This is a genomic window from Streptomyces sp. NBC_01166 (assembly GCF_045039765.1).
Lineage (GTDB): Bacteria > Actinomycetota > Actinomycetes > Streptomycetales > Streptomycetaceae > Streptomyces.
Genome location: NZ_CP108613.1, coordinates 4,919,569 through 4,938,326, shown reverse-complemented (window position 1 = coordinate 4,938,326; position 18,758 = coordinate 4,919,569). Strand labels below are relative to the sequence as shown.

The following is an 18,758-nucleotide window of genomic DNA, read 5'->3' as shown; positions in this document are numbered from 1 at the left end:
TCCGACCCCTTACAGCTTCATCAGGCTGGCGTCGTCGACCGAGGCCGAGTGGCGGGAGCGGAACAGCGACACGATGATCGCGAGCCCGATGACGACCTCCGCGGCGGCGACGACCATCGTGAAGAAGGCGATGATCTGGCCGTCGAGGTTGCCGTGCATCCGGGAGAACGCGACGAGCGTGAGGTTGCAGGCGTTGAGCATCAGCTCGACGCACATGAACACCACGATCGCGTTCCGCCTGATCAGCACGCCGGAGGCGCCGATCGTGAACAAAAGGGCCGCGAGGTAGAGGTAGTTGACGGGATTCACTTGGCGACCTCCTCCTCTTCTTCCGCCTGGTCACGGACTGGTCCGCGGTCGCGGCCGAGCCGCTCCCCGGAGCGCTGTTCCAGCGCCTTGAGGTCGGCGAGCGACTCGCTGGACACATCGCGGATCTGGCCGCGCTGCCGCAGCGTCTGCATGACGGTGAGCTCGGACGGGGTGCCGTCCGGGAGCAGTCCCGCGATGTCCACGGCGTTGTGCCGGGCGTAGACACCGGGGGCGGGCAGCGGCGGGAGGTGGCTGCTGCGCACCCGCTCCTGGGAGAGCTCGCGCTGCGTCTTGGCGCGTTCGGTGCGCTCGCGGTGCGTGAGCAGCATCGCGCCGACGGTCGCCGTGATCAGCAGGGCGCCGGTGATCTCGAACGCGAAGACGTACTTGGTGAAGATGAGGTTGGCGAGGCCCTCGACGTTTCCGCCGTGCCGGGCGTTCGCCGCTCCCAGACCGTTGAAGGACGTGAGGGACGCCTGCCCGATGCCGGCGATCAGCAGGATGCCGAAGCCGAGTCCGCAGGCGGCGGCCAGCCAGCGCTGCCCCTTGAGCGTCTCCTTCAGCGAGTCCGCAGCCGTGACGCCGACGAGCATGACCACGAAGAGGAACAGCATCATGATCGCGCCGGTGTAGACGACGACCTGGACGATGCCCAGGAAGTAGGCGCCGTTGGCGAGGTAGAAGACCGCCAGCACGATCATGGTGCCGGCGAGCGACAGCGCGCTGTGCACCGCCTTCTTCATCAGGACGGTGGAGAGTGCGCCGATGACGGCGACGGTGCCGAGGATCCAGAACTGGACGGCCTCGCCGGTCGAGGTGGCGGTGGCCGCTGCGGCCAGGGTGGAGGTCATGCGTCCGCCTCCTTGTCCGCTTCTCCCTTGGAGACGGCGACCTGGCGCTCCGTGCCGGGAGCGGCCTCGGTCACCAGACCGCGGTAGTAGTCCTGTTCGTCCATGCCGGGGAAGATCGCGTGCGGGCTGTCGACCATGCCGTCCTCGAGCCCCGCGAGCAGCTCGTCCTTGGTGTAGATGAGGCTCTCGCGGGTGGTGTTGGCGAGCTCGAAGTCGTTGGTCATGGTCAGTGCCCGGGTGGGGCACGCCTCGATGCAGAGCCCGCACAGGATGCAGCGTGCGTAGTTGATCTGGTAGACGCGGCCGTAGCGCTCGCCCGGGGAGTAGCGCTCCTCGTCCGTGTTGTCCGCGCCCTCGACATAGATCGCGTCCGCCGGACACGCCCAGGCGCAGAGCTCGCAGCCGACGCACTTCTCCAGCCCGTCCGGATGGCGGTTGAGCTGGTGCCGGCCGTGGAAGCGCGGCGCTGTCACCTTCTGCGTTTCCGGGTACTGCTCCGTGAGCCGCTTCTTGAACATGGCCTTGAAGGTCACGCCGAAGCCGGCCACAGGATTCTGGAACTTCTCCCCTGAGGGTTCTGATGACTCAGACACCGTCGGCCTCCCTTCCGTCACTCGAACTTCCGGCACCCACCTGGTCGTCACTCCGAGTGTCCGGCCCGCCACTGACGACGAGCTCCCGCTCACGTCGCGGCCTACGGCGCGGCACCGGCGGCAGGGACTGCCCGGGCAGTGGCGGCACGGGATATCCGCCCGCCATCGGGTCGAACGCCGGCTCCGGTCCGGCCGCCTCCTCGGCGGCCTTGGCCTTCCGGTCGCGGAACATGTCCGCGACGAAGGAGATCAGCAGGACCGCGATCACGGCTCCGGCGACGTACAGCAGGATCTTGGAGTAGTCGTAGCCCTCGTTGTTCAGCGCCCTCACGGTGGCGACCAGCATCAGCCAGACCACGGAGACCGGGATCAGGACCTTCCAGCCGAGCTTCATCAGCTGGTCGTAGCGGACGCGGGGCAGCGTGCCGCGCAGCCAGATGAAGAAGAAGAGGAGCAGCTGCACCTTGACGACGAACCAGAGCATCGGCCACCAGCCGTGGTTCGCGCCCTCCCAGAAGGTGCTGACCGGGTACGGAGCCCGCCAGCCGCCCAGGAAGAGGGTCACGGAGACCGCGGAGACGGTGACCATGTTGACGTACTCGGCGAGCATGAACATCGCGAACTTGATCGAGGAGTACTCGGTGTTGAAGCCGCCGACCAGGTCACCCTCGGATTCCGGCATGTCGAACGGGGCGCGGTTGGTCTCACCGACCATCGTGATGATGTAGATGATGAAGGAGACCGGCAGCAGGAGGATGAACCAGCGGTCCTCCTGCGCCGCCACGATCTCCGACGTCGACATCGAGCCCGAGTAGAGGAACACCGAGGCGAACGCGGCGCCCATCGCGATCTCGTAGCTGATCATCTGGGCGCAGGAGCGCAGACCGCCGAGCAGCGGGTACGTCGATCCGGAGGACCAGCCCGCCAGCACGATGCCGTAGATGCCGACGGAGGCGACCGCGAGGATGTACAGCATCGCGATCGGCAGGTCGGTCAGCTGCATCGTCGTACGGTGGCCGAAGATCGAGACCTCGTTGCCGGACGGGCCGAACGGGATCACCGCGATCGCCATGAACGCCGGTGCGGCGGCGACGATCGGGGCCAGGATGTAGACGACCTTGTCGGCCCGCTTGACGACGACGTCTTCCTTGAGCATCAGCTTGATGCCGTCGGCGAGCGACTGGAGCATGCCCCAGGGGCCGTGCCGGTTGGGACCGATGCGCAGCTGCATCCAGGCGACGACCTTGCGCTCCCACACGATGGAGAACAGCACGGTCACCATCAGGAACGCGAAGCAGAACACCGCCTTGACGACGACGAGCCACCAGGGGTCCGTGCCGAACATCGAGAGGTCCTCGGCCGCGAGGACGGTGCCCTGCGGTGCCGCGGCGAGTTGGGCGAGGCCGGTCACTCTCCTACCTCCGTAGTCACGACGTGGGAGCCCGGGGCGGCCGGACCGATCCGGACGAGTCCGCCCGGCTGGGCGCCGGTGTCGGCCGGAACGCCCCGGCCGACGGAGTTGAGCGGCACCCACACCACCCGGTCCGGCATCTCGGTGACCGCCAGCGGGAGTTCGGTGGTGCCCGCGGGGCCGGTGACGGCCAGCAGGTCACCGTCCTTCACCCCGGACTCGGCGGCGGTGGCCGGGGAGAGCCGGGCGACGGCCGCGTGCCGGGTACCGGCCAGCGCCTCGTCGCCCTCCTGGAGCCGGCCCCGGTCGAGCAGCATCCGGTGGCCCGCGAGGACCGCCTCGCCGTCTCCGGGCCGGGGCACCGGGCGGGACGTCGCCCGCGGGTCGTCGGCGTAACCGCCCTGCCGGCCGCCGAGGCGGTCGAGTTCGCGGCGGGCCGCCCTCAGGTCGGGCAGTCCGAGACGTACGTCGAGGGCGTCGGCCAGCATGTGCAGCACCCGCGCGTCGGCCGGGCAGAGCGTCCTCGGCAGCTGCTCGGGCTTCAACGCCGCCTCGAACATCCGCGCCCTGCCCTCCCAGTTGAGGAAGGTGCCGGGCTTCTCCGCCACGGCCGCGACCGGGAGCACCACGTCGGCGCGCTCGGTCACCGCGCCGGGGCGCAGCTCCAGCGAGACGAGGAAGCCGACCTCGTCCAGTGCCTCGATCGCGCGGGCCGGGTCGGGCAGGTCCTCGGGGTCGACCCCCGCGACCAGCAGCGCCCCCAGCTCACCGGTGGCCGCTGCCTCCACGATCTGGCCGGTGTCGCGGCCGAAGCGGGCGGGAAGTTCGGCGACGCCCCAGACGGACGCCACCTCCTCCCTGGCCCTGGGGTCCGTCGCGGGACGGCCGCCGGGCAGCAGGGACGGGAGCGCGCCCGCCTCCAGTGCGCCGCGTTCGCCGGCCCGGCGCGGGATCCACACCAGTGCGGCCCCGGTCGCGGTGGCGGTGCGCAGGGCCGCGGTCAGTCCCCCGGGCACCGCGGCGAGCCGCTCGCCCACCACGATCACGGCGCCTTCGCCGCGCAGCGCCTCGGCGGCGACGGCTCCGTCACCCTCCAGGCCGACGCCGCCCGCGAGGGCGTCCAGCCACTCGGTCTCGGTGCCGGGAGCGGCGGGGAGCAGGGTGCCGCCCGCCTTCTCCAGGCCCCGGCTGGCGTGCGAGGCGAGCGCGAACGTCCGCTGCCCGTGCTTGCGGTGGGCCTTGCGGAGCCGCAGGAAGACGCCGGGCGCCTCCTCCTCGGACTCGAAGCCGGCCAGCAGGACCGCCGGCGCCTTCTCCAGCGCGGTGTAGGTGACCCCGCTGCCGTCCAGGTCGCGGCCGCGCCCGGCCACCCGCGCGGCGAGGAAGTCGGCCTCCTCACCACTGTGGACACGGGCCCGGAAGTCGATGTCGTTGGTGCCGAGGGCGACCCGCGCGAACTTGCTGTACGCGTAGGCGTCCTCGACCGTCAGCCGCCCTCCGGTGAGCACGCCGGTCCTGCCGTGTGCGGCCGAGAGTCCGGCCGCCGCCGCTTCCAGCGCCTCCGGCCAGCTCGCCGGCTCCAGCACACCCTCCGCGTTGCGTACGAGCGGCGTGGTGAGCCGGTCGCGCTGCTGGGCGTAGCGGAAGCCGAAGCGGCCCTTGTCGCAGAGCCACTCCTCGTTGACCTCGGGGTCGTTGGCGGCGAGCCGCCGCATGACCTTGCCGCGCCGGTGGTCGGTCCGGGTGGCGCAGCCGCCGGCACAGTGCTCGCACACGGAGGGCGTCGACACCAGGTCGAAGGGCCGGGAGCGGAAGCGGTACGCCGCCGAGGTCAGCGCCCCGACCGGGCAGATCTGGATGGTGTTGCCGGAGAAGTACGACTCGAAGGGGTCGCCCTCGCCGGTGCCGACCTGCTGGAGGGCGCCGCGCTCGAGCAGCTCGATCATCGGGTCGCCCGCCACCTGGTTGGAGAACCGGGTGCAGCGTGCGCAGAGCACGCACCGCTCGCGGTCCAGCAGCACCTGGGTGGAGATGGGGACCGGCTTCTCGAAGGTGCGCTTCTTCCCGTCGAAGCGGGAGTCGGCGCCGCCGTGCGACATCGCCTGGTTCTGCAGGGGGCACTCGCCGCCCTTGTCGCAGACCGGGCAGTCCAGCGGGTGGTTGATGAGCAGGAGCTCCATCACCCCCTTCTGGGCCTTCTCCGCGACGGGCGAGGTGATCTGCGACTTCACGACCATGCCGTCGGTGCACGTGATGGTGCAGGAGGCCATCGGCTTGCGCTGGCCCTCGACCTCGACGATGCACTGCCGGCAGGCGCCGGCCGGGTCGAGGAGCGGGTGGTCGCAGAAGCGCGGGATCTCGATGCCGAGGAGCTCGGCGGCGCGGATGACCAGGGTTCCCTTGGGGACGCTGATCTCGATGCCGTCGATCGTGAGCGTGACGAGGTCCTCGGGCGGAACGGCCGCCTCGCCGCCCCCGGAGGGCGCACTCGTGGTGACTGTCATGCGTTCACCCCCCGGTGAGCGTTCTTGTCGTCTTCGTCGTCGGCCCAGAGGGTCGACCTGGCCGGGTCGAAGGGGCAGCCCTTGCCGGTGATGTGCTGCTCGTACTCCTCGCGGAAGTACTTCAGCGAGGAGAAGATCGGCGAGGCGGCGCCGTCGCCGAGTGCGCAGAACGACTTGCCGTTGATGTTGTCGGCGATGTCGTTGAGCTTGTCGAGGTCGGACATCTGGCCCTTGCCTGCCTCGATGTCGCGGAGCAGCTGGACGAGCCAGTAGGTGCCCTCACGGCACGGCGTGCACTTGCCGCAGGACTCATGGGCGTAGAACTCGGTCCAGCGGGTGACCGCGCGCACCACGCAGGTGGTCTCGTCGAAGCACTGCAGCGCCTTGGTGCCGAGCATGGATCCGGCGGCGCCGACGCCCTCGTAGTCCAGGGGGACGTCGAGGTGTTCGTCGGTGAACATCGGGGTGGAGGAGCCGCCGGGCGTCCAGAACTTCAGCCGGTGCCCGGCCCTGATGCCGCCGCTCATGTCGAGCAGCTGCCGCAGGGTGATGCCGAGCGGGGCCTCGTACTGTCCGGGGCTGGTGACGTGCCCGCTGAGTGAGTACAGCGTGAAGCCCGGGGACTTCTCGCTGCCCATCGACTTGAACCAGTCCTTGCCCTTGTTCAGGATCGCGGGAACCGAGGCGATGGACTCGACGTTGTTCACGACAGTGGGGCAGGCGTACAGACCGGCGACCGCGGGGAAGGGGGGTCGCAGCCGGGGCTGGCCGCGCCGTCCTTCGAGCGAGTCGAGCAGCGCGGTTTCCTCACCGCAGATGTACGCCCCGGCACCCGCGTGCACGGTGAGTTCCAGGTCGAGCCCGGAACCCAGGATGTTCGTCCCGAGGTAGCCCGCCTCGTACGCCTCGCGCACGGCCTCGTGCAGCCGCCGCAGTACGGGGACGACCTCGCCGCGCAGATAGATGAAGGCGTGCGAGGAGCGGATCGCGTAACAGGCGATCACGATGCCCTCGATGAGGCTGTGCGGGTTCGCGAAGAGGAGCGGGATGTCCTTGCAGGTCCCGGGCTCCGACTCGTCGGCGTTGACCACGAGGTAGTGCGGCTTGCCGTCGCCCTGCGGGATGAACTGCCACTTCATCCCGGTGGGGAAGCCCGCGCCCCCGCGTCCGCGCAGACCGGAGTCCTTGACGTATGCGATGAGGTCGTCGGGCGCCATGGCCAGGGCCTTGCGCAGACCCTCGTATCCGTCGTGGCGGTGGTAGGTGTCCAGCGTCCAGGACTCCGGCTCGTCCCAGAAGGAGGAGAGGACGGGGGCCAGGAGCTTCTCCGGGCTGGTCCCGTTCTTGTCGATCTCGGCTGCCAAGGTCATCACTCCCCCTCCTCGGCTGCGGGCCCGGCCGGGTGCTCCGGGTCGGAGGCCGAGGTCTGCTGCGGTGCGTCGTGCGAGCTGAGGTGCTCGGCGCCCTTCTGCGGCTGTGCGTCCCGGGGCGCCTCGCCCCGCTGTCCGACCACGCGCGCGTGCGGTGCGCCCTCGCCCTTGGCCAGCTTCAGACCGACCAGGGAGGCGGCGCCCGCTCCGCCGCTCGCCTCGACGGCGCCGGGGCGTTCGTCGGGGAAGCCGGCCAGGATCCGGGCGGTCTCCTTGTACGTGCAGAGGGGGGCGCCCCGGGTGGGCTCGACGGTGCGGCCGGCGATCAGGTCGTCGACGAGCCGCGTCGCGCTCTCCGGCGTCTGGTTGTCGAAGAACTCCCAGTTGACCATCACGACGGGCGCGAAGTCGCAGGCCGCGTTGCACTCGATGTGTTCGAGGGTGACCTTGCCGTCCTCGGTCGTCTCGTCGTTGCCGACGCCCAGGTGGTCCTTGAGCCGGTCGAAGATGGCGTCGCCGCCCATGACCGCGCACAGGGTGTTGGTGCAGACTCCGACCTGGTACTCACCGCTCGGCCGGCGGCGGTACATCGTGTAGAAGGTGGCGACCGCGGTGACCTCGGCGGTGGTGAGTCCGAGCTGGTCGGCGCAGAAGGCCATGCCCGTACGGGAGACGTACCCCTCCTCGGACTGCACCAGGTGCAGCAGCGGCAGCAGGGCGGAGCGGCTGCCGGGGTAGCGGGCGATCACCTCCTTCGCGTCCGCTTCGAGCCGGGTGAGCACCTCGGCCGGGTAGGCGGGGGCGGGGAGCTGCGGCATCCCCAGGCTGACTTCTTGGTTGGACGCGGTCACCGGTCGACGCCTCCCATCACGGGGTCGATGGACGCGACGGCGACGATGACGTCGGCGACCTGGCCGCCCTCGCACATCGCCGCCATGGCCTGCAGATTGGTGAAGGACGGGTCGCGGAAGTGGACCCGGAAGGGGCGCGTGCCACCGTCCGAGACGACGTGCACGCCCAGTTCGCCCTTGGGGGACTCTATGGCGGTGTACGTCTGCCCGGCCGGAACCCGGAAGCCCTCGGTCACCAGCTTGAAGTGGTGGATCAGGGCCTCCATGGAGGTGCCCATGATCTTCTTGATGTGGTCGAGCGAGTTGCCGAGTCCGTCGGGTCCCAGCGCGAGCTGCGCGGGCCAGGCGATCTTCTTGTCCGCGACCATGACCGGTCCGGGCTCCAGCCGTTCCAGGCACTGCTCGACGATCCTCAGCGACTGGCGCATCTCCTCCAGCCGGATGAGGAAGCGGCCGTAGGCGTCGCAGGTGTCCGCGGTGGGCACGTCGAAGTCGTACGTCTCGTAGCCGCAGTACGGATCGGTCTTGCGCAGGTCGTGCGGGAGCCCGGCGGACCTGAGGATCGGGCCGGTGGCGCCGAGCGCCATGCAGCCCGTCAGGTCGAGATAGCCGACGTCCTGCATACGGGCCTTGAAGATGGGGTTGCCGGTGGCGAGCTTGTCGTACTCCGGCAGGTTCTTCTTCATGGTCTTGATGAACTCGCGGAGCCGGTCGATCGCACCCATGGGCAGGTCCTGGGCGAGGCCGCCGGGGCGGATGAACGCGTGGTTCATGCGCAGGCCGGTGATCAGCTCGAAGAGATCGAGAACGAGTTCACGATCGCGGAAGCCGTAGATCATGATCGTCGTGGCCCCGAGCTCCATACCGCCGGTGGCGATGCACACCAGGTGCGAGGAGATCCGGTTGAGCTCCATCAGGAGCACCCGCAGGACGGTGGCCCGGTCCGGGATCTGGTCCTCGATACCGAGCAGCTTCTCGACCCCGAGGCAGTACGCCGCCTCGTTGAAGAACGGGGTCAGATAGTCCATGCGGGTGACGAAGGTGGTGCCCTGCGTCCAGTTCCGGAATTCGAGGTTCTTCTCGATGCCGGTGTGGAGGTAGCCGATGCCGCAGCGGGCCTCGGTGACGGTCTCACCGTCGATCTCCAGGATGAGCCGCAGCACGCCGTGCGTGGACGGGTGCTGGGGACCCATGTTGACGATGATGCGTTCGTCGTCCGACTTCGCGGCGGACTCGACGACCTCGTCCCAGTCGCCGCCGGTGACTGTATATACAGTCCCCTCGGTCGTGGCGCGGGGCGTGGCATGGGGAGTTGCGTGGGGAGTGGTCATCAGCTGTACGACCTCCGCTGGTCCGGAGCCGGGATCTGGGCGCCCTTGTACTCGACTGCGATGCCGCCGAGGGGGTAGTCCTTGCGCTGCGGGAAGCCCTGCCAGTCGTCCGGCATCATGATCCGGGTCAGGGCGGGGTGCCCGTCGAAGATCAGCCCGAAGAAGTCGTAGGTCTCGCGCTCGTGCCAGTCGTTGGCCGGGTAGACCTCGACGAGGGACGGGACGTGCGGATCGCTGTCGGGGGCCGACACCTCGAGGCGGATCAGCCGCCCGTGGGTGAGCGAGCGCAGGTGGTAGACCGCGTGCAGCTCGCGTCCCTTGTCCCCCAGGTAGTGGACACCGTTGACGCCCGTACAGAGCTCGAAGCGCAGGGCCGGGTCGTCGCGCAGGGTGCGGGCGACCTGGACAAGGTGCTCGCGGGCGATGAAGAAGGTGAGTTCGCCCCGGTCGACGACCGTCTTCTCGATGGTGTTGTCCGGGAGCAGGTCCTGTTCCTCCAGGGCCCCTTCCAGCTCGTCCGCCACCTCGTCGAACCAGCCGCCGTACGGGCGGGAGGTGGCCCCCGGCAGGGTCACCGTGCGGACGAGTCCGCCGTAGCCGGAGGTGTCACCGCCGTTGGCGGCGCCGAACATGCCCTTGCGTACGCCGATGACCTCACCGGAGTCGTCGCGCGGGACGGGCACCTGGCCGCTGTTGCTGTTGGGTTCCTCGCTCATCGCAGCAGCCCCTTCATCTCGATCAGGGGAAGTGCCTTGAGGGCCGCCTCCTCCGCCTCGCGGGCGGCCTCCTCCGCGTTGACCCCGAGCTTGGAGCCCTGGATCTTCTGGTGGAGCTTGAGGATGGCGTCGATCAGCATCTCGGGACGCGGCGGGCATCCCGGCAGATAGATGTCGACCGGGACAATATGGTCAACACCCTGAACAATGGCGTAATTATTGAACATCCCGCCAGATGACGCGCAAACCCCCATGGAGATGACCCACTTGGGGCTCGGCATCTGGTCGTAGACCTGCCGCAGGACGGGCGCCATCTTCTGGCTCACCCGCCCGGCGACGATCATCAGGTCCGCCTGCCGCGGCGACCCGCGGAAGACCTCCATCCCGAAACGGGCCAGGTCGTACCGCCCTGCGCCGGTCGTCATCATCTCGATGGCGCAGCAGGCGAGGCCGAAGGTGGCAGGGAAGACGGACGACTTCCGTACCCAGCCGGCGGCCTGCTCGACAGTGGTCAGAACAAAGCCGCTCGGCAGCTTCTCTTCGAGTCCCATGGTGTGCCCCTCAGCCCCTCAGTCCCATTCCAGGCCGCCCCGGCGCCACACATACGCGTAGGCGACGAAGACGGTGAGCACGAAGAGCAGCATCTCCACGAGCCCGAAGATCCCCAGGGCGTCGAAGGTGACCGCCCAGGGATAGAGGAAGACGATCTCGATGTCGAAGACGATGAACACCATCGCCGTCAGGTAGTACTTGATGGGGAAACGGCCGCCTCCGGCTGGAGTGGGGGTGGGTTCGATACCGCACTCGTACGCTTCGAGCTTTGCTCGGTTGTACCGCTTGGGGCCGATTAGCGTGGCCATGACCACGGAGAAGATCGCAAACCCTGCCCCGAGGGCGCCGAGCACGAGGATGGGCGCGTAGGCATTCACGCTCCTCGCTCCTTCCAGTCGTCCTTGACCGTTGGACCGCATCGGGCGACCGGCTCGCCGCCTCATCAAGATCGTGCACATGTGAGGCAGTTCACAAGCCCGACTGCCCCGCATCCTATGCCTGCCGTCCTGTGATCTGCGACACGGGGTACACCAACGTCTTTGTGATCTCCACCACCTGACGAACGATCATGAAGTCGGATGAGCGGTGATCTTCATACGCGAAGCGGCCGTGCGGTTACGAGACGTGACATCTCACGGCGTTACCGCTGGTCAAAGGCGCATGGCTCTATCAATCGACGGACCGTACAAGCAAATTGGCGATGGACACCGGACTGGTGATATAGGGATCGGCCCCAGGAGGGAGACACTCGGACGGGGGGCCTCCGGTACCGATGTGGACAATGCGCACGCATTCACGAAGTTCCGGGCGGCCGGAGGGCGTCGGACCGGAGCGCGTCCTCCGGATGCGCGGAGCGGCGGAGCTCCCGTCGGCCGGGCCATCCGCGAACGGGCCGCGCGAGCGCCGACGGGCCGCCATGGAGACGGACATGACGCACCAATGAGGCAGGACGTCGCGAGGCGACGGCCGGCCTCGCTCCGCACGCGGCGCGCGGACGCGCGGTTGCCTCTCACAGGAGAGTCATACTGTGACCTGCATCACTTCATGCACGCTTCAAGAAAAGCGGGCTTGGCCAACCGTGTGAACGGATGGTAAGCGACGGGCAATTCGGACGTATTGAAAGAACACCGTGATCACAGGGGTGCGCGGTCGCGCCCGTTTTGTCCGTTAGGGCGTCAATAAGGGCCCGTAATAAGCGGATTCATGGATTCCGAACGTAACTGTGTCGCAACACACGTTTCTTGATGGGACCCCTACGGCCCTGATAGCGCTAGTACTCATGTCCCACACCGCTCACATACCCAGCCACCGGAAGCCCCGCCAGAGTGCCTCGAAGACGGCGCTGCGGGCAGGAGTTGCCGGTGGCGTCCTCAGCACCATCGCGGTCGCAGGTGCCGCCGGTCCGGCTCAGGCCGAGCCGGTGACCCAGACCATCGAGATGCCCACCATCACGGCCGGGCTCTCCACTTCCGTCGCCGCGTCCGCGCAGGCAACCCAGGCGGTCGCCCTGGACCTGGAGATCCAGGCCCAGGAGGACGCCGCCGCCGAGACCGCCGCCAAGGCCGCCAAGAAGGCCAAGGCCGAGGCGGTCCGCAAGGCCGAGGCCAAGAAGAAGGCCGAAGCAGCCGCCAAGGCCAAGGCGGAGGCCGCCGAGCGCGCCTCCCGCAGCGCCGAGCGCACCACGCTCAGCGCTGCCTCCGACTCCTCGTCGTCCTCTTCTTCCTCCTCGTCGTCGAGCGCCACCGGGTCCGCCGCGTCCGTCATCGCGTTCGCGCAGTCCCAGATCGGCGACGCGTACGTCTCCGGCGGCACCGGCCCGAACTCGTGGGACTGCTCGGGCCTGGTCCAGGCCGCCTTCGGCTCGGTGGGCATCGACCTGCCGCGCGTCTCGCAGAGCCAGTCGACGGCCGGCACCCAGGTCTCGCTCGACAACCTCCAGCCCGGCGACATCCTGTACTGGGGCGGTGCCGGCAGCGCGTACCACGTCGGGATCTACGTGGGCGGCGGCGAGTTCGTCGGTGCGCAGAACTCCAGCACCGGCGTCGTGCAGAAGTCCCTGGACTACGACCCGCCGTCGGGCGCCGTCCGCGTTCTCTGATTCACAAGCGGTCGCGCGTCGCCCCTGCCGTCCTCCAGGGTGACGCGTCCGCCGCCACGGGCCGTCACCCCCAGCCGGGGTGACGGCCCGTCGTCATGCCCCGGTACGGAGACGGGCGTACGGAGACCGGCCGCACGGAGACCCGGCCGTGCAGCCCCGCACGTGCGCCGGCCGTCAGGCTCCTGCTCGGACGCCCGCCCCGGCCGCCGTGTCTCCGGTGCCCTCCGTGGGCGCGGTGCCCTCCGCGTCCCCGGCCTGGCGCTGACCGGGCAGCAGGGGCGTCCCGCGCCCGGCCGCCTCCCGGCGCAGGAGCATCACCCCGGCCACACCGGTGAGCCCGGCGAGCACGAAGCCGTACGGCGGGGTGGAGCCCGAAGGCTGCGTCTCGTAGACGAGTGCCGCTGAGAGCACCACGAGCACGTCCCGGACCTTGCTGTCGGCCGCGGTGGCGGCCAGCACGGCCGTCCCCCAGAGCAGGTACCACGGCTGCACCATCGGGGAGAGCGCCACCAGAGCCACCAGCCCGAGGCCCAGCCCGTGCACGGCTTCCAGGCGTCCGGCAGCGGAACGCCACGCCAGCAGCAGGATCAGGGCGACCGCCGCGGCGAAACCCAGGTTCTGCACGGCGGCCTTGACCGGATCCGGGTCGATCCCGGCGAGCAGCCGCAGGAGTTCACCGAGCCCGAGGCCCAGGTCGCTGCCCACCGAGAGCGCGGTGTGGATCCGCCCGGCGACGCCCTGCGTGCTCACCCAGCCGAATCCGGTCCCGCCGAGCAACGTCATCAGCACCACGACCGCCCCGGCCACCGCCCCCGGCCCCGACAGCCCCTTGGCCACACGGCGTACGAGCCCTCCGGCGGCGGCCCGGCCCACCAGGACGGCGATGAACAGCAGTGCCACCGCCGCCGGGGTCTTGACCATCATGGCGAGCCCTACGAGCACCGAGCCGCTGATCCAGCGCCCCCACAGCGCGAGCACGACGCCCGCCAGCATCAGGCCGATCATCAGCCCGTCGTTGTGGAGGCCGCCCGCCACATGCATCAGCAGCAGCGGGTTCAGCGCACCCAGCCACAACGCGGCGCCCGGGCTGCGGCCGTGCTCCCGGGCGAGGTGCGGCAGCGCCCAGGCGATCAGTGCCAGCGCCGCCAGGGCGACCAGCCGCATCGCGAGGACGGCGGGCACGATCGTGCCACCGGTCGCCCAGGCCACGCCCCGCGCCAGGATGAGGAAGAACGGGCCGTACGGCGCGGGCGTGTCGGTCCAGTGGCCGCCGACGCTCGCGGCGGCGTCCCCGCCCGGCCCGGCGGGGTCCAGGACGGACGGCCCCACCTCGTAGACGTCATGGCCCTCGAGGACCATCGCGCCCTGCGCGATGTAGCTGTAGACGTCGGCGCTGTAGAGCGGTGGCGCCACCACGAACGGCGCGGTCCACCACGCGAGGGTGACGAGGGTGTCCCGTACGCCGGCACCGGTCCTGCCGTACAGCCACCAGGCGACGACGAGCACGGTCAGTCCGCCGTACGCCAGGGCGTAGCCGACAGCCGTGACGGCGGTGCCGTGCGGCACCCAGAGCCCCCACGGGTCGTGGGCGGGCAGCGTGCCGACGGCCCAGCCGCCCGCGACGGCCGCCGTCGCCCCTGCCGCCCCCAGCAGGCGGTACCTTCCGCCGTTTCCCGTCCCCGTTGCCCGCATGGTCCGCAACCTATCGCAACGGTCCGGGCGGCCCTCCGGTCCATTCCCTGCTCCTCACTCCTCGGTGAGGGAGACTCTTCCCGCGTGAAGGCGTCCGTCGCCGCCGTCGAAGTACACTCGGTCCCCGGCAACAACCGCGTCGGGGTCGTCGGGCGACAGACGCGTCTCGGCGGGGGACTTCCCGGTGCGGGCGTCGACGGCGTGCAGGGTGCCGTCCTCCGTGCTGAAGAGCACGGAGCCGTCCAGCAGGCCGTGCAGCTCGGGTTCGCCTTCCGTGTGCTCGGCCCAGAGCGGTCTGCCGGAGCCGACGGCGACCGCGTGCACGTCTCCGGGGCTCGTCGTGCTCTGGTTCTCGCCGGTGCCGCCGAGGACCATCCCGTCGGTGACCAGAAGCGGTTCGAGCCACGGCATGCTCTGGACGTCCGGTTCGTAGGTCCACAGCCGTGTGCCCCTTCGGGCGTCGACGGCGTGGAGGACACCGCGACTGTCGCCGGCGTAGACCGTGCCTCCCGACACCTTGATCGCCGTCACCTCGCTCCCGTACTTCTCCTGCATGCGGTACCGCCAGCGCTGGTCCCCGGTGTCCGCGTCCAGGGCGTGGAAGAAGCTGCCGTCCTTGTCCCACCTCCCGCCGTAGACCACCCCGTCCACCACCGTGAGCGCGTCGGACAGGCCGGACTCGACAGGGCGGGTCCACTTCAGCCGCCCGGTGGCGGCGTCCAGCGCCGACACCGCGTAGCTGCCGTAGGAGTCCGACCCCTCAGGCGCGTCGTACATGGCGTTCACGTAGACGGCCCCGTCGGCCACCACGACCCGCAGGTAGAGGCTGAACCTCGTGCCCGGTGCCGTGTGCGCGTCGGCGTCCAGGCTCCAGACCTGTTCGCCGCTGTCCAGATCGATGCCCTGGATCGTGCCCTCCTCCGCACTGGAGGCCACCACCAGACCGTCGCTCACGCCCTCCAGGGTCGACGCGGTCGGATCGTCGTACTTCCACAGGGTGTCGCCGCTGTCGGCGTCCACCGCGTGCAGCAGGCTGTCCTGGCCCTCGCCGACCACCTTGCCGTCGGCGACCACCGGCTGCCAGAGGTCCTCGTCGGACGGCCACTGTTCCCGCACCGTCAGCTGCTTCGCGACGGCCGTGGGGCCGGTGGAGCTCGCCTCGTCGTTCCCGCCCGACGGGCCGGAAAGGACGCGAGGCAGGAGCAGACCGGCGACGAGGGCCAGGACGACGAGGGTGCCCGCCGCGGCGACGACCGCCGTACGCCGCTGCCGAATCCACCCGCCCGGCGGGGCGGGCGGCTCTCCCAGCCGCGCCGTGGCGACGGCGGTGTGCGCCGGGGCGGCCGTCGGCAGGTCCTCGTCCACCGTCGTCCCGCCGGCCACCTCCGGAAGCGGGCCGGGGCGGAGGGCGTTGACCTCGGCGGCGACCGGCACGGGCAGCCAGGTGGCGCCGGTGAACGTGCCCCGGGTCCCGTCGGCCCCCTCCCACCGGCCCAGCTCCGCGACGAGTTCCGGCAGCCCTGGCCGTCGTGACGGGTCCTTCTCCAGGCACCGGGTGACCACATCGGCGAGCCCGTCCGGCAGGCCCTCCAGACCGGGGTCCTCGTGGACGACGCGGTAGGTGACGCTGTACGCGGGCCCGCCCCCGAACGCCCCGGTCCCGGTCGCGGCGAACACCAGCAGTGCGCCCAGCGCGAAGACGTCGCCGGCGGGCCCTACCTCGCCGCCGACCAGTTGCTCGGGCGGAAGGTAGCCGGGGCTGCCGACCACGGCCCCGGGGGTCGTCAGCTTGGTGTCGTCGGCGGCCACCGAGATTCCGAAGTCGATCACCCGGGGACCGTCCGGCGCCAGCAGCACGTTCGACGGCTTCAGGTCGCGGTGCACCACGTGGACCCGGTGGATCGCCTCCAGTGCCTCCGCCAGCCCTGACCCCAGCGCCCGTACGGACCACTCGGGCCAGGCACCGTGCGCGGCGACCGCCGCTCCCAGCGAGGGGCCCGGCACGTGGGCGGTGGCCAGCCACGGCACGTCCGCGTCCGGGTCCGCGTCGACCAGGGGCGCGGTGAAGGGGCCCGCCACCCGATGTGCCGCCGCCACCTCCCGCCGGAACCGTGTGCGGAAGGACGGGTCCTCGGCCAGTTCGTCGTGCACCACCTTCACCGCGGTGGCCCGGCCGCCCGGCGACCGGGCCAGGTACACACGACCCATCCCGCCCGAGCCGAGCCTCCCGACGATCCGGTACGGGCCGACCCGCTCGGGGTCGCCCGCCTGCAACGGCGTGAACGTCCGCACTCCGCTCCTCCTCCTATGTCCCTGTCCCGGCTGTGCGCAGGTGCGCATCAGGTCGCGGCCCGGTAGGCGGTCAGCCGGCCGGCCACCTCGACGAGCACCGTGTCCCCGACGATCCCGAAGTCCGAGTCCTCGTCCACGTCGACCGGTTCCCGCCATCGGGACTTCCCGCTGCGGGCGTCCAGCGCGCTCAGGTACCCCTCCGAGTCGTGGACGAGGAGGGTGTCGTCCACGACGGTCAGGGACCTCACCTCCTCGGCCTTCGGCTTGTTCCGCCACAGGACCCGGCCGTCGTCCGCGGCGAAAGCCGAGACGTAGCCGTCGTTCTCGAAGTAGACGTTCCCGTCGGCCACTTCGGGCTCGCCTGCTCCCCCGCCGAGCCGGCCGTCCCACAGCTCTCCCTCGAAGGTGCCGCGCCACGCCTCCTCGCCCGACGCGGCGTCGACGGCGTACAGGGCGCCGTCCGTGGTGCCGAAGTAGACTTTTCCGCCCGCCACGACAAGCCCCGTCTCCACCTCGCTGTCGGCCTCGTAGGTCCATGTCTCCTTGCGAGTGCGGGTGTCGACCGCGATCAGCTTCTTCTCGCCGTGCGTGAGGAGAGCGCCGCCGGTGACGGTGACGTCGTCGGACGTCAGGCCGTCGAACGAGTGCTTCCACAGCTCGAACCCCGTGCGCGGGTCGAGGACGTAGAAGAAGGCGTTCATGTGGGCGTAGGCGGCGTCGCCCACGGCCACCGGGGAGGGGTGGAAGGAGTCGTCCATGTGTTTCCAGAGCGGAGCGCCGTCGTCCGCGTCCAGCGCGTACAGGTACTGGCCGCTCCCGTAGTACAGCAGGCCGCCCGATACGGCGGTGACCTCGATGCCGTCTCCCACCGTGTTCCTGACGTAGTCGCTCTCCCCGGAGATGCCGGAGATTTCGACGCGGCGGTCCCAGAGCTCGGAGCCGTCGGCGAGGGACAGGGCGGTGATCTCGTGGCGGCCCTCGTTCGCGAGGTAGACCGCCCGACTCGCCGTCATGGCCACGGTCTGTCCCTCGTCCAGCGGCCGGGACCAGAGTTCCTCGACGTTCCGAGGGGCGGTGGGCGGGGAGTCGTCCTTCTCCTCGTTCGCCGCCACCTGCCAGATGACGGCGCCGGTCACGACAACGGCCAGGGCGGTCGCCGCGGCGAGAACCGTCCGCAGACGGCGGCGCCCGGAGCGCGGCGGTGCGGTGGTGTGCGGGGACTCCGGCGCGTCGTCCCCCGCCCGGAGCACGGGCTCGGTGGGCACCTCGGCCTGGAGCCGCGTGGCCGAGTCGACCACCGGGCCGGGCATCCAGCCGGCCGCTGTGACGTCTCCGCCCCGCACCGGGCCGCCCCGCACCGCATGGTCGTCGGCGGCGGGTTCCGGGTGTCCTAACGCGTCCAGCAGCCACTGCACCGTGGGCCGCTCCTCCGGGTCCTTCGCCAGGCACCGGGCCACCACCTCCGCGAGTGCGGGTGGCAGGCCCCTCAGATCCGGGTCCTGGTGCACGACCCGGTAGTTGACCGCGTGGGACGCGCCGCCGCCGAACGGGCCGGAGCCCGCGGCCGCGTACGCCAGCACCGCCCCCAGGGCGAACACGTCACCGGCGGGTCCGGAGCGCTGGTGGCGCAGCTGTTCGGGAGGGATGAAACCGGGAGTGCCGATCACCATCCCGGTCTCCGTGAGGGCGGTGTCGTCGGCCGCCGCCGAGATCCCGAAGTCGATCACCCTGGGCCCGTCCGGCGCCAGCAGCACGTTCGACGGTTTCAGGTCGCGGTGCACCAGATCCTCCGCGTGCACCGCGGCAAGCGCCTCGGCGAGGGCGGCGCCGAGGCCGCGTACCGCCGGCTCCCCCCACACCCCGTGCCGGGCCACCGCCTCCTGGAGGGACAGCCCGGGGATGTACTCCGTGGCCAGCCAGGCCGGGTCCCCCACCGGATCGGCGTCGACCACCGCGGCGGTGAAGAACCCCGTCACCTGGCGTGCCGCCTCGACCTCACGCACGAAGCGCCGCCGGGACCCCTCGTCCCGCAGCAGCGCCTCCCGCACCACCTTGACCGCCACCGCACGCCCCCCGGGCGAGCGGCCCAGGTACACACGTCCCATGCCACCCTGGCCCAGCCTCGCCAGCAGCAGGTACCGGCCCACCCGCACCGGATCCCCCGCCGTCAACGGTACCGACGCCACCG

At 70.5% G+C, this 18,758-nt stretch carries 15 protein-coding genes; 1 reads left to right on the top strand and 14 read right to left on the bottom strand.

The features are described from left to right. Positions 1-9: 9 nt before the first annotated feature. Genes nuoK through OG379_RS22730 form a run of 11 tightly spaced genes read right to left on the bottom strand, consistent with a single transcriptional unit; the run spans position 10 to position 10,865 of the window. The gene (nuoK, locus tag OG379_RS22780; protein WP_014154680.1) at positions 10-309 is read right to left on the bottom strand and encodes an NADH-quinone oxidoreductase subunit NuoK; all 300 of its coding nucleotides are present in this window, start codon (positions 307-309) and stop codon (positions 10-12) included. Beyond that, positions 306-1,160 carry an NADH-quinone oxidoreductase subunit J gene (locus OG379_RS22775; protein WP_405664932.1) on the bottom strand — a complete coding sequence of 285 codons (855 nt, stop codon included), beginning with the start codon at positions 1,158-1,160 and terminating at the stop codon, positions 306-308. Before OG379_RS22775 ends, nuoK begins: the two co-directional genes overlap by 4 nt. Then, positions 1,157-1,753, bottom strand: a complete 597-nt coding sequence (nuoI, locus tag OG379_RS22770; protein WP_393757779.1) for an NADH-quinone oxidoreductase subunit NuoI — start codon at positions 1,751-1,753, stop codon at positions 1,157-1,159. The genes OG379_RS22775 and nuoI overlap by 4 nt, the downstream gene beginning before the upstream one ends. Then, positions 1,746-3,164, bottom strand: a complete 1,419-nt coding sequence (nuoH, locus tag OG379_RS22765; protein ID WP_405664931.1) for an NADH-quinone oxidoreductase subunit NuoH — start codon at positions 3,162-3,164, stop codon at positions 1,746-1,748. The genes nuoI and nuoH overlap by 8 nt, the downstream gene beginning before the upstream one ends. Further along, entirely contained in the window at positions 3,161-5,668 is a 2,508-nt protein-coding gene (locus OG379_RS22760; RefSeq protein ID WP_405664930.1) for an NADH-quinone oxidoreductase subunit G, read from the bottom strand. The genes nuoH and OG379_RS22760 overlap by 4 nt, the downstream gene beginning before the upstream one ends. After that, positions 5,665-7,041 carry an NADH-quinone oxidoreductase subunit NuoF gene (gene nuoF / locus OG379_RS22755; RefSeq protein WP_405664929.1) on the bottom strand — a complete coding sequence of 459 codons (1,377 nt, stop codon included), beginning with the start codon at positions 7,039-7,041 and terminating at the stop codon, positions 5,665-5,667. Before nuoF ends, OG379_RS22760 begins: the two co-directional genes overlap by 4 nt. Beyond that, positions 7,038-7,856: an NADH-quinone oxidoreductase subunit NuoE gene (gene nuoE / locus OG379_RS22750; protein WP_393757833.1), complete on the bottom strand. Its 819-nt coding sequence runs from the start codon at positions 7,854-7,856 to the stop codon at positions 7,038-7,040. The genes nuoF and nuoE overlap by 4 nt, the downstream gene beginning before the upstream one ends. Positions 7,857-7,885: 29 nt before the next feature. Continuing rightward, positions 7,886-9,220 (bottom strand): NADH-quinone oxidoreductase subunit D, encoded by a 1,335-nt coding sequence (locus tag OG379_RS22745; protein WP_393757771.1) that lies wholly within the window; start codon positions 9,218-9,220, stop codon positions 7,886-7,888. After that, complete coding sequence (locus tag OG379_RS22740; RefSeq protein WP_405664928.1) at positions 9,220-9,936, bottom strand: NADH-quinone oxidoreductase subunit C; 717 nt, start codon at positions 9,934-9,936, stop codon at positions 9,220-9,222. The genes OG379_RS22745 and OG379_RS22740 overlap by 1 nt, the downstream gene beginning before the upstream one ends. Then, positions 9,933-10,487: an NADH-quinone oxidoreductase subunit B family protein gene (locus OG379_RS22735; protein WP_014154689.1), complete on the bottom strand. Its 555-nt coding sequence runs from the start codon at positions 10,485-10,487 to the stop codon at positions 9,933-9,935. Before OG379_RS22735 ends, OG379_RS22740 begins: the two co-directional genes overlap by 4 nt. Before the next feature lie 18 nt (positions 10,488-10,505). After that, positions 10,506-10,865 (bottom strand): NADH-quinone oxidoreductase subunit A, encoded by a 360-nt coding sequence (locus OG379_RS22730; RefSeq protein ID WP_405664927.1) that lies wholly within the window; start codon positions 10,863-10,865, stop codon positions 10,506-10,508. A 902-nt stretch (positions 10,866-11,767) separates the two neighbouring features. Here OG379_RS22730 and OG379_RS22725 point away from each other — a divergent pair. Further along, positions 11,768-12,586 (top strand): C40 family peptidase, encoded by an 819-nt coding sequence (locus OG379_RS22725; RefSeq protein ID WP_405664926.1) that lies wholly within the window; start codon positions 11,768-11,770, stop codon positions 12,584-12,586. Positions 12,587-12,760: 174 nt separating this feature from the next. On the opposite strand, the gene mptB is transcribed toward OG379_RS22725, so the two are convergent. Genes mptB through OG379_RS22710 form a run of 3 tightly spaced genes read right to left on the bottom strand, consistent with a single transcriptional unit; the run spans position 12,761 to position 18,756 of the window. Continuing rightward, positions 12,761-14,278, bottom strand: coding sequence for a polyprenol phosphomannose-dependent alpha 1,6 mannosyltransferase MptB (mptB, locus tag OG379_RS22720; protein WP_405664925.1), 1,518 nt, complete (start codon positions 14,276-14,278; stop codon positions 12,761-12,763). A gap of 54 nt (positions 14,279-14,332) precedes the next feature. Further along, complete coding sequence (locus OG379_RS22715; protein WP_405664924.1) at positions 14,333-16,570, bottom strand: protein kinase domain-containing protein; 2,238 nt, start codon at positions 16,568-16,570, stop codon at positions 14,333-14,335. Positions 16,571-16,617: 47 nt separating this feature from the next. Then, positions 16,618-18,756 (bottom strand): protein kinase domain-containing protein, encoded by a 2,139-nt coding sequence (locus OG379_RS22710; protein ID WP_405664923.1) that lies wholly within the window; start codon positions 18,754-18,756, stop codon positions 16,618-16,620. Positions 18,757-18,758: the final 2 nt, after the last annotated feature.

What these genes read in the sequence shown, in the direction of transcription:
- OG379_RS22745 (WP_393757771.1), bottom strand. Translation starts at nt 9,220, where the DNA reads ATGACCACTCCCCACGCAACTCCCCATGCCACGCCCCGCGCCACGACC.
- OG379_RS22740 (WP_405664928.1), bottom strand. Translation starts at nt 9,936, where the DNA reads ATGAGCGAGGAACCCAACAGCAACAGCGGCCAGGTGCCCGTCCCGCGC.
- OG379_RS22735 (WP_014154689.1), bottom strand. Translation starts at nt 10,487, where the DNA reads ATGGGACTCGAAGAGAAGCTGCCGAGCGGCTTTGTTCTGACCACTGTC.
- mptB (WP_405664925.1), bottom strand. Translation starts at nt 14,278, where the DNA reads ATGCGGGCAACGGGGACGGGAAACGGCGGAAGGTACCGCCTGCTGGGG.
- OG379_RS22725 (WP_405664926.1), top strand. Translation starts at nt 11,768, where the DNA reads ATGTCCCACACCGCTCACATACCCAGCCACCGGAAGCCCCGCCAGAGT.
- OG379_RS22760 (WP_405664930.1), bottom strand. Translation starts at nt 5,668, where the DNA reads ATGACAGTCACCACGAGTGCGCCCTCCGGGGGCGGCGAGGCGGCCGTT.
- OG379_RS22775 (WP_405664932.1), bottom strand. Translation starts at nt 1,160, where the DNA reads ATGACCTCCACCCTGGCCGCAGCGGCCACCGCCACCTCGACCGGCGAG.
- nuoE (WP_393757833.1), bottom strand. Translation starts at nt 7,856, where the DNA reads ATGCCGCAGCTCCCCGCCCCCGCCTACCCGGCCGAGGTGCTCACCCGG.